General features: G+C 71.1%; 12 protein-coding genes and 1 pseudogene. 5 read left to right on the top strand and 8 right to left on the bottom strand.

Annotated elements, in window-relative coordinates; genetic code table 11:
- Window positions 1-36: 36 nt before the first annotated feature.
- Window positions 37-1,131: a DUF5925 domain-containing protein gene (locus OG595_RS34410; RefSeq protein ID WP_329278912.1), complete on the top strand. Its 1,095-nt coding sequence runs from the start codon at window positions 37-39 to the stop codon at window positions 1,129-1,131.
- A gap of 144 nt (window positions 1,132-1,275) precedes the next feature.
- On the opposite strand, the gene OG595_RS34405 is transcribed toward OG595_RS34410, so the two are convergent.
- Window positions 1,276-1,644 carry a GntR family transcriptional regulator gene (locus OG595_RS34405; RefSeq protein WP_319098479.1) on the bottom strand — a complete coding sequence of 123 codons (369 nt, stop codon included), beginning with the start codon at window positions 1,642-1,644 and terminating at the stop codon, window positions 1,276-1,278.
- 71 nt (window positions 1,645-1,715) lie between these two features.
- Here OG595_RS34405 and OG595_RS34400 point away from each other — a divergent pair, with 71 nt between their 5' ends.
- Entirely contained in the window at window positions 1,716-2,645 is a 930-nt protein-coding gene (locus OG595_RS34400; RefSeq protein ID WP_329278908.1) for a GNAT family N-acetyltransferase, read from the top strand.
- On the top strand, window positions 2,626-3,144 hold the full coding sequence (locus OG595_RS34395; protein ID WP_329278906.1) for a DUF402 domain-containing protein: 519 nt from the start codon (window positions 2,626-2,628) through the stop codon (window positions 3,142-3,144). Before OG595_RS34400 ends, OG595_RS34395 begins: the two co-directional genes overlap by 20 nt.
- Window positions 3,145-3,184: 40 nt before the next feature.
- Here OG595_RS34395 and OG595_RS34390 read toward each other — a convergent pair whose 3' ends face one another.
- Window positions 3,185-3,772 (bottom strand): class I SAM-dependent methyltransferase, encoded by a 588-nt coding sequence (locus tag OG595_RS34390; protein ID WP_329278904.1) that lies wholly within the window; start codon window positions 3,770-3,772, stop codon window positions 3,185-3,187.
- Window positions 3,773-3,909: 137 nt separating this feature from the next.
- Here OG595_RS34390 and OG595_RS34385 point away from each other — a divergent pair, with 137 nt between their 5' ends.
- Both OG595_RS34385 and OG595_RS34380 read left to right on the top strand, forming a co-directional pair.
- Window positions 3,910-4,044 carry a hypothetical protein gene (locus tag OG595_RS34385; RefSeq protein ID WP_275406918.1) on the top strand — a complete coding sequence of 45 codons (135 nt, stop codon included), beginning with the start codon at window positions 3,910-3,912 and terminating at the stop codon, window positions 4,042-4,044.
- A gap of 147 nt (window positions 4,045-4,191) precedes the next feature.
- Entirely contained in the window at window positions 4,192-5,220 is a 1,029-nt protein-coding gene (locus OG595_RS34380) for a lytic polysaccharide monooxygenase auxiliary activity family 9 protein (protein WP_329278901.1), read from the top strand.
- A 75-nt stretch (window positions 5,221-5,295) separates the two neighbouring features.
- Here the strand turns inward: OG595_RS34380 and OG595_RS34375 are convergent, their stop codons facing one another.
- The 6 genes and pseudogenes from OG595_RS34375 to OG595_RS34350 all read right to left on the bottom strand — a co-directional run bounded on the left by OG595_RS34375 (window position 5,296) and on the right by OG595_RS34350 (window position 14,804).
- Window positions 5,296-6,192: an esterase/lipase family protein gene (locus OG595_RS34375; protein ID WP_329278900.1), complete on the bottom strand. Its 897-nt coding sequence runs from the start codon at window positions 6,190-6,192 to the stop codon at window positions 5,296-5,298.
- Between the two features lie 210 nt (window positions 6,193-6,402).
- Window positions 6,403-7,449: a DNA polymerase Y family protein gene (locus OG595_RS34370; protein ID WP_329278899.1), complete on the bottom strand. Its 1,047-nt coding sequence runs from the start codon at window positions 7,447-7,449 to the stop codon at window positions 6,403-6,405.
- Window positions 7,450-7,517: 68 nt separating this feature from the next.
- On the bottom strand, window positions 7,518-11,018 hold the full coding sequence (locus OG595_RS34365; protein ID WP_329278897.1) for a DNA polymerase III subunit alpha: 3,501 nt from the start codon (window positions 11,016-11,018) through the stop codon (window positions 7,518-7,520).
- Between the two features lie 289 nt (window positions 11,019-11,307).
- Window positions 11,308-12,387: pseudogene (locus OG595_RS34360) on the bottom strand (S1 family peptidase).
- Window positions 12,388-12,629: 242 nt separating this feature from the next.
- A complete protein-coding gene (locus tag OG595_RS34355; RefSeq protein ID WP_329278895.1) occupies window positions 12,630-13,658 on the bottom strand; it encodes a slipin family protein in 1,029 nt (342 codons plus the stop codon).
- 237 nt (window positions 13,659-13,895) lie between these two features.
- Window positions 13,896-14,804 (bottom strand): S1 family peptidase, encoded by a 909-nt coding sequence (locus OG595_RS34350; RefSeq protein ID WP_329278892.1) that lies wholly within the window; start codon window positions 14,802-14,804, stop codon window positions 13,896-13,898.
- Window positions 14,805-15,001: the final 197 nt, after the last annotated feature.

Raw genomic sequence — 15,001 nt, 5'->3', positions numbered from 1 at the left:
GGTGCACTCGGCGGCCGGGTGCCGGATCATGGCGGCATGTCCGCGAACCCGTACGACGCGCTGCCGGTCCGGCTCAACGTCGATGACAGTGACTCCCCGTCCGACGTCGTCGACGCGCTGTTCCTCGGCCGCTTCGCGACGGGCGAGCAGCCGTACTCGCACGCGGCGAACATCGACCGCGTACGGTCCGGGGCGACGCTTCTCCCGCCGGGCGCCCGCGTCCTGCGCAGCGCCCGCGACGACGACCGCAGCGCCACCCTGGCCGCGGGCGACGGCTGGACCCTCCTGGTGTCCCGCTGGAACCGGGGTGCCGACGTCACGGTGACGGCGACCACCCCCGAGCTGGCCGCGAAGGTCCTCGGCCAGGCGACGGACGGCGCGGCGGACGAGCCCGAACCCCAGCCGGAGAACGTGACGATGGGCTTCTGGTACGTGTCCCCGCGCCGGGGCCCGCACCGCACGACCCGCCAGATCTCGGCAGGCACGTGGGACGAGGTCCGCGCCAACTACACCGCGCCGGTGGCGGACGCGATGGACGGCCTGATGAAGACGACACCGGAGGACATCGCGGGCCGGCTGCTGCTGCTCCACGGCCCGCCGGGTACCGGCAAGACATCCGCGCTGCGCACGCTGGCCCGTTCCTGGCGGGACTGGTGCCAGGTGGACTGCGTACTGGACCCCGAGCGTCTCTTCTCCGACGTCGGCTATCTGATGGACATCGCGATCGGCGAGGAGGACGGCACGGGCAAGGGCCGCTGGCGGCTGCTCCTGCTGGAGGACTGCGACGAGCTGATCAGGGGCGAGGCGAAGCACACGGCGGGCCAGGCACTCTCCCGTCTCCTGAACCTGACGGACGGTCTGCTCGGGCAGGGCCGCAACGTCCTGGTGGGCGTCACCACCAACGAGGACCTGGAACGCCTCCACCCGGCCGTCGTCCGCCCGGGCCGCTGCCTGGCCCGCATCGAGGTGGGCCCCCTGACCCACCGGGAGGCGACAACCTGGCTGGGCACGGAGGAGGGGATCACCCGCGAGGGCGCCACCCTGGCCGAGCTGTACGCCCTGCGCAGAGGCACGACCCCGACCATGGTCCCGGACCAGCGAGAGGGAGCGGACGCAGGCCTGTACCTGTAGTCGCCGGGGCGTGCACAGGGGCGGAGCAAACCGCAGGCCCTTCGAGGGCGCCGCGTCGAACACACCGGCAACCGCAGGCTGTTAAGGGGCGCGGGGAACGGCGCGACAAGCGCCCATCGCGCCGCAGCCGAAGCACCACCTCTCTCACCCCTGATAGGCCGCCCGCAGGGCATCCCTGACGGCGTCAAGTGCCGCCCCTTCCCCCAGCCCGAGCCGCCGAACCTGTTCCGCGTAAGCCTGCGCGGCAACCGCCGCGCCTCGCTCCGCAGCCGAGCCCGCGGCAGCGATGTACGTGCCGTTGCGCCCCCGCGTCTCGATCACCCCGTCCGACTCCAGCGCCCGGTAGGCCTTCGCGACCGTGTTCGCAGCAAGACCGAGCGACTCGGCAAGCCCTCGCACAGTGGGCAACCGGTACCCCACCGGCAGCGTCCCGGCCCGGGCCTGTTCGGAGATCTGGGCGCGGACCTGCTCGTAGGGCGGCGCGCTGTCGTCGATGCGGATCTTCAGGGTCACGCTGCGATTGTCCCGTACGGGCCGGAAAATGAGAGGCATCCTCCCTGTCCCCCCGCGTAACGTCCGAGTTCATGACAGTGACCGTGCGTGCCCTTCGCACCGAAGACCGGCCCGGCATCGAGGCGTTCGCGCACGTCCGGCGCATCGCGCTTCCCTACCTCCTGTTCACGCCGGAGGCCGTCGCGTACGACATCGCGCACGCCCACCCCGACGCCCACTACCGGGCACTCGTCGCCGAGGAGGACGGCGAGGTCATCGGCACCGCCCAGACCGCGGTCGTCCACGACAGCCCGGAGCCGGGCCAGGGGTACGTCAACGTGTACGTGCACCCGGAGCGGACCCGGCGTGGCGCCGGTGCGCTCCTCGTCCGTACCGCCGAGCGGCACCTCGCGGCGGCGGGGGTGACGACGTCCTTCTCCTGGGTGCTGGACGCCCCCGGCAACCGCGCCTTCGCCGAACTCCACGGTTACCGCTCCAGCCGCAGCGCGCACTTTCTGCGCCTGGACCTGGCGAACGGCAAACTGCCCCCGCTCCAGGACCCCCCGCCCGGCGTCGAACTCCGCACGGCTGCCGACTTCGCCGCCGACCCGCGCCCGCTGTTCGACCTGGACGCGGAGACGACGCTGGACGAACCGAGCGATGTGGACTACGAGTTCACGGACTACGAGGCCTGGCTCCGCGAGACGTGGCAGCACCCCTTGCTCAGCCACGAGCTGACCTCGGTCGCCGTCGTCGACGGCCGCCCCGCCGCCTTCAGCGCGGCCCGTACCGACGGCGGCACCCGCTACGGCACCGTGATGACCGGCACCGCCCGCGACTTCCGTGGCCGCGGCCTCGCGAAGCTCGCCAAGAACGACTCCCTGCACCGAGCCCGCGCCGCCGGGTACACGGAGGCCCTCACCGGCAACGACGCCGGGAACGGCCCGATGATCGCCATCAACAACTGGTTCGGATACGAGATCTGCGCAACGGAGGTGCGGTATGTCCGCGAACTCGCCTGAGGCCACAGCCTCATCCCCCTCCCCACCCACGGTGAACGTCGTCCTGGTCAAGGCGGGCCGCACGAAGATCATTTACCCCGCCGAGCTGCTCCACGACGACGGCACACGCCTCGCCGTACGCGCCGCCTGGGCCACCGACGGAGTCCGTGACTTCGGCTTCGTCCGCTTCGAGCCCGGCGACGTGTTCACGGAGTACTACTGGCGGGACCGCTGGTACTCCGTGAAGGAGGTACGGGACGCGACGGGCACGCTGAAGGGCTGGTACTGCGACATCGCCCGCCCGGCCACGCTCGCCGGCACCGAGCTGGTCGTGGAGGATCTCGACCTGGACCTGTGGCGCTCCGCGGACGGCACGGACGTACGACGGCTGGACGAGGACGAGTTCGAGGAGAGCGGTCTGACGGAGTCGGACCCGCGGGCCGCGTCCGCCGCCGTGGCGGCCCTCGACGAACTGGAGTCGTTGGCACGCGAGGGCGGCTTCGAGGCGCTGCTCATCTGAACCCGCTCGCCCGAAGCCGCTTCTCAACCTGCTCGCGTGTCTACGGCTGGGCCAGTACCGCGTACCGCTCGTCCTCGACCTCGCGCCCCCACAGCCGTGCGTCGCCGGACAGCCGCTCCACCCGGACGTCCGCGGCGAGGGGTGCGAGCAGTGCGGTGAGCGTGTCGGCGGGTATGCCGACCGGGCTGACCGTCCCCCACACGCCCTCGACCAGCACCAGCCGCCCGCCGTCCCTGAGCAGCCCGTGCCAGTGGCGCAGCACGCGCGCGGGGTCGGGCAGGGCCCACAGGACGTGCCGTACGAGCACGACGTCGAAGCGCTCCTCCCCGACCGGCGGCGCCGCCGCGTCGCCGACGAGGAACACCGCGGCGCGGCCGGCCAGTTTGCTCCGGGCGTGCTCGACCATGACGGCGGAAGCGTCCACACCGGTGACGCGGTGTCCCTGTTCGGACGCCAGGAGGGACAGGCTGCCGGTGCCGCAGCCCAGGTCGAGGACGTCGGCCGGGCGGTCCGGCAGCCAGGAGCGCAGCCGGGCCGCCCAGGCCTCGCGCACGAGCGGGTCGCGCAGGCCGTGGTCGGGCTCGTCGTCGAAGGTGGCGGCTTCAGCGTCCCAGTCGGTGTCCGTCATGGGGCCAAGAGTGACACCCGCCACTGACAATCGAATCGTGACCGCCGCCACTGACAGACCGGCGCCGATGAGTCACCCTCCCGGAAATGGTCTATCCCCGTGAAAACGCGGAACCCGGTGGACCGAAGGAGGCAGCCATGCGCCGCGTAACCGTGCAGAAGCCCCTGAAGAAGTCCGACACCCGACGGGTGCGGAAAGAGGCCGACGAACGCACCACCGAGCGTCCCGAGGTCCGCAAGGACATCGCCCGCACCTGGTGGCCGGACGGCTGAGGCCGCCCGCTCTACCTGAGGGCAGTCCGAACCCTTCCTTAAGCCGACCATAAGGATCTCCCCCACCCGCCTCCAGCAGGCGATTCAGCGGTTTCCTGGGGCTAGTTTGCAGAGCGCCCCCGATCGACCGTTGCGAGGAGATCCCGCATGCCCGCACGCTGCCGCACGGCCGCCGTGATCACCACCGTCGCCGGCCTCGGTTTCGCCACGCTCGCTCTGGGCGCCACGCCCGCGTCCGCGCACGGCTCCATGGGCGACCCGGTCAGCAGGGTCGCCCAGTGCTACGCGGAGGGGCCCGAGCATCCCTCGTCGGCCGCGTGCCGGGCGGCGGTCGCGGCGGGCGGTACCCAGGCGCTCTACGACTGGAACGGCATCCGCATCGGTGACGCGGGCGGCCGGCACCACGCGCTGATCGCGGACGGCGAGCTGTGCAGCGCGGGCAACGACGAGTTCAGGGGCCTCGACCTGGCCCGCGCCGACTGGCCGGCGACGGGGGTGCGCGCCGGCCCGTACACCTTCAGGTACCGGGTGACCGCCCCGCACAAGGGCACCTTCGTGGTGTACCTCACCAAGGCGGGCCACGACCCGGCCCAGCCCCTGTCCTGGGCCGACCTGGACCTCGAACACCCGGTCGCGACAGCGACGGACCCGGTCGCGGCGGGCGGCTTCTACACGTTCTCCGGCACTCTGCCGCAACGCTCCGGCAGGCAGCTCCTGTACGCGATCTGGCAGCGCTCGGACAGCCCGGAGGCGTTCTACTCGTGCTCCGACGTGACGTTCGGCGCGAGTGCGGGGGCAAGCACAGGTGCGGGCGCGGGCGAAGGGCCGGCGGAAGGCACCGGCCAAGGCGCGGTCAGCGGTGCGTCGAGCAGCGCCTCCGCGCCCTCCGAGGAACAGATCGAGGACGGCGCCGACAAGTCGACGGTCGGGCACACGGGGCATGCGGAGACGGCGGCCGAGTCGGCGGCCGGTACATCCTCCGCCACGTCCGTCAGCGCGCCGGTCGCGCAGCCGAAGGCAGCGGGCTCCGCGGTGAACCTCGCCGAGACCGGGGGCACTTCCGGCACCGCGTACCTCGCGATGGGCGGCGCGGGCGCCCTGGCGCTGGGCGCCGCCGCCCTGTTCCTCCCGGTCCGCCGACGCGCGGTGGGCGGCGGCGGGCGATCCGGCCGCTGACCTGTCACTCCGTTCGCCGGGGCATGGCTGGCGGCTCAGGCCGGCCACGCCCCGGCGGACGATCCCCGACCGGGGTCAGCCGACCGCCGACAGACAGGTGGTGGCGGTGGCGTGCGCCGGGTCGAGGGCGTTCGTCACCTCGTGGAAGGCGATCCGGTCGAGCAGTCCGATGGCGGCATGCTCGGAGAGGTCCAGCGGGCACAGGTCCTGGATCAGGACGTTGTGTACGTCGGAGCCGCTCAGGAACTGGCTCTGGTACGGCGTGACGACCTCGTCGTACCGGGTCGCGAGGACGGTGTAGCTGACCCCCGGGACGGTGTCACCGCCCGCGTTGAGCTTGGCGAGGAAGGCGGACCCGGCCACCTGTTCGGCGAGGGCGGGGGTGGCCGTGGTGAGCAGGTCGTCGGCCCCGGGGAAGTACTTCAGCAGGTTGGTGAGGCCGTTCAGGGTGGTGCCGTGGTTGCTGGGCGCGATACCGACGAAGGTGTGCACCTCGGCGGCGCCGCCGAGGAACTTGAGGTAGTAGCGGGGCATCAGGCCGCCCTGCGAGTGACCGACGAGATCCGTCTCGGCGGCGCCGGTCGCGGCGAGCACCTTGTCGACGAAGGCGGCGAGCTGCTCGGCCGACCTGTCGATGGGGCCCAGGCCGTAGAAGAGGGGTACGCCGGGCAGTTGGCCGTAGTCGAGCGAGAAGACGCAGTAACCGCGGTTCACCAGGTACGGCGCGAGGGTGAGCCAGTTGTCCACTCCGTTGGCGAAGGTGCCGTGGACGAGGACGACGGGGCGGGGATGGGCGGTGGACGGCTTGCAGGAGTAGTCGTTCCAGCCCCTGCTGGAGGCGGACTCGGCTTGCGTTTCGATCTGCGCTTGGGTCTGTGATTCGGCTTGCGCGGTGGCGACGGGCACGGCGGTGGCCGCGGCGGCCAGCAGCAGTGCGGCGAGAGGTCTGAGTGCGCGTTTCCAGGGCAGCATCGAGTGATCTCCTTGCGGCTCAAGGGAGTTACGACGGCTCTACGCCCTGTGATCCGGATCACTGGATGTTGTTCATCTGTCAAGTTACGGGCGAGTAGCGCAACGGGGGAAGTTACGCGTCAGTAAAAAATTCCCGTTGTAGCTGGAGGTCGTGATAATGGGCCGACACGCTCGGCTCGGTCTCACGCCCCGCCCAATGACACCGGGGCACTATCCGCCCGCCGGATCCGGTTCCGCGGCCACGCTCCGGGCCGTCCCTGGAACCAGGGCCAGCGCGGCCGGCCGTACGGCCTCCGGACCGAAGCGCCGCCGGGCACGGTCCGCGGCCGCTTCGGCGGCGCGGGCGCGGGCGTCGCCGGGATCCAGGGAGAGCTGACGGTGGGAACCGTCGGCTGGCACCAGGGCGTCGGCACGGATCACGAAGGCGCGGACTCTCGCCCGCTGCAGCCCCAGAGCGGCCAGCAGACCCAGGGCGGCCGAGGCGAGGGCGGGTGAGTGGTCGGTGGGTTCCGGCAGCACGCGCGTACGTGTGGTGGAACTGCGGTCGGCGTACCGCACCGTGAGGGTGAGCCGGCCGGCGGTCCGCCGTTCGCCGCGCAGACGCCCGCCGATCCGGTCGGCGAGCTCCAGAACCGCCCGGTGCTGCTGCGCCGGGTCCAGACAGTCACGGGCCAGCACCAGGTCGGCGACCAGCTGCGCCGCCGGTTCCGAAGGGGTGACCGGACGGGGGTCGTGCCCCCGCGCACGCTCGGCCAGCAGCCGGGCGGGGCCCGCGCCGAGAAGTCGCTGGAGGGTCCCCGCCGGCAGGTCGACGACCTGACCGATGGTGTGCAGGCCGTACCTGCCGAGCAGTTCCGTCGTGGCGCGGCCGACCCCGGGCAGCGCGGTGACCGGCCGCGGTCCCAGCCAGTCGGCGGCCCGTTCGGCGGACACCCAGGTGGTCTCGCCCGGCGCGGAGGCGTCGGCCGCCATCGCCGCCAGCATGCGGTTGCCCGCGAGCCCGGCACTGCAGTCGATGCCGTACAGACCCTTGAGCCTGAGCATCACCATCTGGACGACGTCGTACGGGGACTTGTCGAAGTAGCGGAGCGCCGAGGTCAGGTCGAGCTGGACGGCGTTCGGCGGGACGGCCTGGACGTGCGGCGTGATGTCGGACATCAGTTCGATTGCAGTGCTGTACCAGGCCTCGGTCGGTACGGCATGGAGATGAAGGTGGAGATGGGCGATGTACCGCTGCCGTGCGATCGTCCCACTCATCCCGCCCGTCTCACTCGTCCCACTCATCCCGCCCGTCTCACTCGTCCTGCCCGTCCTGCCCGTGCCGCTCATCCCGCGCTCCCCGGACTGCGATGGCCGAACTTCTTCAGGTCGGCCGAGCGGGTGCCGGCGGGCTGGAGGTCGGCGTACGGATGCAGACGGGCGCCGGTACTGCCGTTGGCCAGGGTCCGCTGCGGCTGGGCGGGCGTCGGGTGCGGGCGGGCGGCACCGAGGAGGGCGAGAGCGGCCTGGGGGCCGTTGTCGCGGCGGGCGGCGGCGATCTCGTCGAGGTCCCAAGCCATGGAGCCGACGACGGTACGACGGGTGCCGCGCACCTGGACCGTGCCGCGCACCAGCAGCAGCCCGCTGTGGAAGACGGTGTACGCGCACGCCGGATGCGAGTCCTCGAAGAAGGCCAGGTCGACCAGGCCGGAGCCGTCCTCAAGCGTCACGAAGATGATCCGCTTGCCGCTCGCGATCGGCGGGGTCTGGGTGGAGGCCCGTACCCCGGCGACCAGGACCTGCTGACCGGCGCGCAGTCCGGCCAGATGGGCCGCGTCGGTCGCGCCGATCTCACGCAGAAGACGGTGGTGGTGCTCCATCAGATGCCTGGAGACGTCGATGCCGAGGGTGCTCAGCTCGACACTGAGGGCCTCGCGTCCGGTCATCTCGGGCAGGCCGCTCGGCTCCACTCCACCAACAGCCCCTGCTTCGATGGGCAGTTGGCCCTTGCCGGCGGACCGGGTGCGGGACTGGCGATGGAGTTCGGCGATCTGGAGCAGCAGGTCGCGGCGTGTGAGGCGTCCGTCGTGGAGGGAGTTCAGGGCGCCGATCTCGGCAAGGCGTTCGGCGACCGGACGGCTGGGGCGGCCCCGCTGCCAGAAGTCCGACAGCGATCCGTACGGCTGCCCCTCCTCGATCCGGGCGCACTCGTCCTCGCCGATGCCGTGCACCGCGGACAGCGCGAGCCGCACACCCCACTGCTCCCCGTCGGCCTTCTCCACGGTGTGCTTCACCCGGGAACGGTTGATGTCGACGGGCAGGACCTGTACGCCGCCCCGGCGGGCGTCGGCGACCAGGACACGCTTGGGCCACATCCCGGGGTCGTGTTCGAGCAGGCCGGCCAGCAGGAACGCCGGGTAGTGGGCCTTGAGCCAGGCGCTCTGCAACGCGGGTACGGCGAAGGCGACCGCGTGGGCGCGGCAGAAGCCGTACGCGCCGAAGGCCTCGACGGTCCTCCAGACCTCGTCCCGGACGGCCGCGCTGTAGCCACGCGCGCGTGTCCGGTCGTGGAACCACTCCTTGATCCTGGGCAGCAGGCCGTTGTCACCGAGCGCCCGTCGGGTGATCTCCGCGAAGGCCCGGTCGCAGCCCGTCATGACGGACAGCGTCTCGATGATCTGCTCGTGCCAGATGGTCACGCCGTAGGTGTCGGCGAGCACCGGTTCCAGGTCGGGATGGGCGTACGACGGTGTGCCGCCGTGCCGGGCGGCGATGTACCGCTCGGGCATGCCGCCCGCGACCGGGCCGGGGCGGAAGAGGCTGATGTCGGCGATGACGTCCTGCGGGTCGCGGGGCTGCAGTCTCGACAGGAGATCCTGCTGGCCGGGCGACTCCAGCTGGAACAGGCCCAGGGTCCGGCTCTCCTGGATGAGCTTGAACGCGAAGACGTCGTCGAGCGGCACCTGCCGGGGGTCGTCGAGGTCGATGTGGTTGCCGGTGGTGCGTTCGATCTCGGTGACGGCGTGGGCCATCGCGGACTGCATCCGCACGCCCAGGACGTCGAGCTTGATGTTGCCGAGCGCCTCGATCTCCTCCTTCGCGGCCATGGCCATGGGGTAGTCGCCCTGCGGGGTGGGCTGCACCGGCAGCCGGTCCAGGAGGGTGGCGTCGCTGATGACCACGCCGCAGGGGTGCATGGCCATGCCGTGGACCAGGGAGTCGAGGCCTTCCGCCAGCTCCCACAGCGGCCCGAACCGGTGCGCCTCGGCGGCCAGTTGACGCAGCTCGGGCAGTTCGGCGAGCGCGCCGGTGATGTCGGAGGCGCGCAGGTGCGGGAAGCTCTTGGCGATCCGGTCGACGTCCGCGGGCGCGATGCCGAGGGCCAGGCCGGTGTCCCGCAGGGCGCGGCGGGCCCGGTAGGTCTCGGGCATCGCGGTGACCGCCACCCGCTCCTTGCCGAACCGTTCGAAGATCGTGTCGTAGCACTCCAGGCGCCGGGCGGACTCCACGTCGATGTCGATGTCGGGCAGTGAGGCGCGGCGCACGCTGAGGAAGCGTTCGAACAGCAGGCGGTGGTCGAGCGGGTTCGCGGTGGCGATGTCCAGGGCGTGGCAGACCAGCGAGCCGGCGCCCGAGCCGCGGGCCGCGACACGGATGCCCTTGGCCCGGATGTCGGCGACGACCTGGCCGACGGCGAGGAAGTACGAGGCGTAGTCCAGCGTGGAGATCACCCTGAGTTCTTCGGCCAGCCGGTCGAGTGCCGCACGGTCGTGGTCGAGGCCGCGTCGGGCCAGGCCCTCCTCGCACCGCCGGCGCAGCAACTGCGCGGCTCCGTCCGCTCCGTCCCCTCGATGCTCCCGATGCCCCCGATGCCCCCGATGCGTTCGATGCTCGGCGCCGAAGAGCGCGGGTTCCGGGAAGTGGCGGGTGCCGAGCCCGAGGTCCGACACCGGGTCGAGGCGGCACTCGGCCGCCGCGTCCGCGGTGTCGGCCATCAGGCGGCGGGCTCTTCGGACGTCCGTTCCGGCGGACTCGGCGACCATCCGCGCGACGACTGCCATTCCCCTCTCACCCTTGAGCCACCGCTGTCCGCCGTCCAGCCGGCGCGGGTCGATGGGCCGCAGCAGCCGGGCCGCGTCCAGGACGTCGGCGAGACGGTGCTGGCCGGGGTCGGCGTAGCGGACGGCGTTCGTGAGAACGGGGGTCGTGCGGGTGCGGTCGGCCAGGGCGAGGGTGCGGGCGGCGAGACGCAGGGAGCCCGGACCTGTGCCGAAACGTTTCTGCGCGACGGCTTCCAACCGGATCCCCCTCCCGAAGATCTCCTTCCACGGCGCCAGCAACCGCACCGCGACATCCTCCCGGCCCACCGCCAGCGCCCGCACCGGCTCCGAAAGGGGGCCGAGTAGTACGGTCAGACCGGGGCCGCCGTACTCACGCAGCGCCTCCCACGGCACCACCACCGGCGCCGCGCCGGACGCCGTACCGACATGCGCGGCCGAGGTGATCCGGCACAACCGCGCCCAGCCGTCCCCGTCCCGCGCGAGCAGGGTGAACCGCAGCGGCGGCTCGACCACATGGGCGCCGCCGCGCGCCGGGGTACGGCGCCGCCGGTCCGGGGGCGGCGGCGCGAGGGCGGCCACCGCCAGGTCGACGCCGAAGACCGGCCGGACCCCTTCCTTCGCGCAGGCCCGGGCGAACCGTACGACCCCGGTGACCGTGTCCCGGTCGGTGAGGGCCAGCGCCCCCATGCCGCGCTCGGCGGCCCGCCGGGCGAGCTGCTCGGGGTGGGCGGCGCCGTAGCGGGCGGAGTAACCGGACGCGACGTGCAGATGGGCGAAGCCCGTCATGCCGCACCTCCATCACTCCACCCCTTTTCGGCCACCTAATCGATCACCAGTTCGATAACCGATTCATAGAGATTCGCACTTCCGTTCGATTGGTTCGTTCACTCTAGCCCCATCGGCCCCGGTCAGCGACCTGATCAAGGGCGGCCACGGACGGTCGAAGGCCGCGGACGCTGCCGCAGCCCCCAGGTACGGCCTCGCCGAACGACGAAATCCCGCCCCCGGGAACCAGGGGCGGGACCGCCCCGGACCGATCGGCCCGGGAGAGGGATGGCGCGTGACGGGAGAGGCGTCAGCCGATCCGGGTACCGGTGGCCGACAGCGCCTCCGGGACCGGCTGGAAGAAGGTCTCCCCGCCCGCACCGCAGTCACCGCTGCCGCCGGAGGTGAGGCCGATCGCAGTGCTGCCCGAGAAGAGCGAGCCGCCACTGTCGCCGGGCTCGGCACACACGTCGGTCTGGATGAGCCCGTTGACGATGTCGCCGTTGCCGTAGTTCACGGTCGCGTTCAGACCGGTGACCGTGCCGGAGTGCACCTGGGTCGTGGAGCCGCTGCGGGTCACCGACTGGCCGACGGTGGCCGAGGCGGCGTCGATGATCCGCCGGGAGCTGCCGTTGCAGAGGTTGACCTGACTCGGGCGGGCGACGTCGGCCGTGTACTTGACCAGGCCGTAGTCGTTGCCGGGGAAGCTGGACGACTCGTTCCGGCCGATCACGCCGGACGAGTCGGACCACGTCGAGATCGACTCGGTGCAGTGCCCGGCGGTCAGCAAGTACGGCTCGCCGCCCTTGACCACGTTGAAGCCGAGCGAGCAGCGGCCACCGCCGCCGGTGATCGGGTCGCGGGCGGCGATGAAGGGCCTGAACTCCCCCTTCGTGCGCTGGAGTTCGGCCGTACCACCGAGTCCGTCGACGACCTTGGCGAGCTTGGTCCACTCGGCCGCGGAGACCGTGCGGTCGGCGGTGACGACGACCTTGTCGGCCGTCGGGTCGACCGCCTACGAGGTGCCGGGGATGGTCGCGTCCCGCTTCAGGGTCGTCCGGGCGCTGTCGAGCTCGGCGACGGAGTTCTCGACGATGCGGGCTCGGGCGCCGGCCGACTCGACCGTCCGGGCCGCCGCTTCGTCGAGCACGTTGACGACGAGGCTCTTCGTCTTCGCGTCGTAGTACGTTCCCGCGAGGTCGGAGCCGAGGTCCCTGCCGAGTGCCGAGGCGACCTTTCCGGCCGCCAGGACCGAGAGGGCCTTGGGTTCAGGGGTCCTGCTGACCTCACTCGCGTTCGCACTCTGGAAGGTCAATCCCGCGGCGACGAGTGCGGTGATGCCCGCACCTGTCGCGGTGGCACGGCGCCCGGACACGCGTCGGTGCTTCAACTCGCGTCCTCCTGCGGGGGTCCGACAGAAGGTTGTGGGGACCTCCCTTGCCGGTGGAACGCCACCCAATGTTCCGAGGCGTTCGGGAGCACACAAGGCCGACTTCAGGACGCGCGTGGACAAACGCACCCGCGCCCCACCCACCGACCCACCTTGACTGCCCACGGCCATCTCGCAATTGCTTCACAAGTATTCGCACCGCAAACACCACGTGTGAGTAACGAGTGGACAGACCGTAAGGTCTAGTCCTGTCTTGAAATCGACCTCTTGGAGTTCAATTCCAACAGGGAAGCGGCGGACGGCAGTTGCTCCCGCACCGATTGCTCGGACTGCTCTGACCGCTCGGGCTGCTCGTACTGTTCTGACCGCTCTGACCGCTCTGGTCGCTCGGCGATCTCCTGCCGCGCTTCTTCCTGCGGCGCCGGCATCACCTTCGTCGGCCCTGCCGAGGGTGCGGCCTGCGGTTCCGCCGCCGGTGCGGGCGCCGCTGCCGGTGCCGGCGGTGCGGCCGGATGCTGTGCCCGTTCCAGGAAGCGGAGCAGTTCCACCGGGAAGGGCAGGACGAGCGTCGAGTTCTTCTCGGCCGCGACCGCCACCACCGTCTGGAGCAGCCGGAGTTGGAGTGCGGCGGGCTGCTCGGACATCACTCCGGCGGCCTCCGCGAGCTTCTTCGAGGCCTGCAACTCGGCGTCCGCGTTGATGACCCGGGCCCGCCGCTCCCGGTCGGCCTCGGCCTGGCGGGCCATCGAGCGCTTCATGGTCTCCGGCAGGGACACGTCCTTGATCTCCACCCGGTCGATCTGCACACCCCAGCCCATGGCCGGGCTGTCGATCATCAACTCCAGGCCCTGGTTGAGCTTTTCGCGGTTGGACAGCAGATCGTCCAGATCACTCTTGCCGATGATCGAACGCAGCGAGGTCTGCGCCATCTGGGAGACCGCGAACCGGTAGTCCTCGACCTGGACGACCGCCTCGGCCGCGTCGACGACCTTGAAGTAGACGACCGCGTCGACCCGGACCGTGACGTTGTCCCGTGTGATGCCCTCCTGCGCGGGCACGGGCATCGTCACGATCTGCATGTTGACTTTGCGGATCCTGTCCACGAAGGGCACGATCACGGTGAACCCGGGTCCGCGCACATGCGACGAGAGCCGCCCGAGCCGGAACACCACACCCCGCTCGTACTGTTTGACGACCCGCGCCGCAGCCGTCACGTACAGCACTCCGGCGGACGCGACAGCGACTCCCGCCGTCACCAGCTCCTCGACCATGCCGGCCCCCAGGGTCCGAAGTGAGCGTACGCAGGGAGACTTCCCGTACTGCGGGTACCTGTCGTTCTGCCGATGCTTCCCGCACTTCTTCCTGTACTTCGAAGGTAACTCCGTGGGGCGGACAAGGGCGAGCCCCCGCACACGAGTCGCGTACGGGGGCTCTCCTGCTGCTGCCGGCTGCAGGTCGGACTGATCGTGCGGTCGGCCGTGCGGAGGCCGATGGTGCCGTGACCGGCCCTAGAAGACGCTGACGCCGTAGGCGCTCAAAGCCTCCGTGACGGGCTGGAAGAAGGTCGTGCCACCGGAGGAGCAGTTGCCGCTGCCGCCCGAGGTCAGACCGTAGGCGACACCGCTGTTGGAGTAGAGCGGGCCGCCCGAGTCGCCGGGCTCGGCGCAGACCGTGGTCTGGATCATGCCGTAGACGACGTCGCCGCCGCCGTAGTTGACGGTCGCGTTCAACGCGGTGACCCGGCCGCTGTGGATGCCGGTGGTGGAGCCGCGGCGGTAGACCGTGGTGTTCACGGACGGGGTGGCGGCGCTGGTGATGTCGACGCTGCCGACCGTGCCCGAGATCGAGCTGACGGGGTAGCTGCTCGCGTACTTGACGATCCCGTAGTCGTTCGTCGGGAAGCTGGAGCCCGAGGTCGCGCCGAGCAGAGTCGTCCGACCGGAGTTGGACCACCAGTTGCCCGCGCCGTCGGTGCAGTGACCGGCGGTCAGGAAGTAGTAGGTGGAGCCGCTGCGGACGTTGAAGCCCAGGGAGCAGCGCCAGCTACTCGCATAGATTGCGTCGCCGCCGGAGATCAGTTTGCTGAACTTGCCGGGGGTCTTCTTGATGGTGATGGCGCCGGCGGTGGTGCCCGCCTGTCGCTTGATCTTCGCGATCTCCGCCTTGGAGACCGTACTGTCGACGGTGACGACAACGCGGTTCGTCTTGGCGTCGACGGCCCAGGCGGTGCCCGGGATGTCGGCCTTGAGTACCGAGCCGCTCGCCTTGGAGAGCTGGGCGGTGCTGAAGGTGGTGACGTCGGCGGCTGTCGCATTGGGGATCGCGATGGCTGCGGCAGCCACGAGTCCGGTGCTGACGGCGATCAGCCGGGTCCGTCTCGTGATGCCACTGCGGGGGGTGGTGCGCTTGATCCTCACTTGTCGTTCCTCCACATGGGAAGTCGGGGGCCCGCGTGGGGTCGGGGCCCGTGAGGCGCAGTCGGAGTCGTTCTGCCCGGGTTCCGGACATGCTGTGACCCTGACAAGCGCTGGGTGGGAGTATTCGACCGTCCGACCGGTCGACGCAAGGGCGCCTTTCGGCCTCACGTTGTTCAACCCCGTACTGTCCACAGGGG

Origin of the sequence: Streptomyces sp. NBC_01451 (genome assembly GCF_036227485.1) — a bacterium.
Classification (GTDB): Bacteria; Actinomycetota; Actinomycetes; order Streptomycetales; family Streptomycetaceae; genus Streptomyces.
Note: the sequence above shows the minus strand (reverse complement) of the source record. Positions and strands in the feature narration are given on the sequence as shown.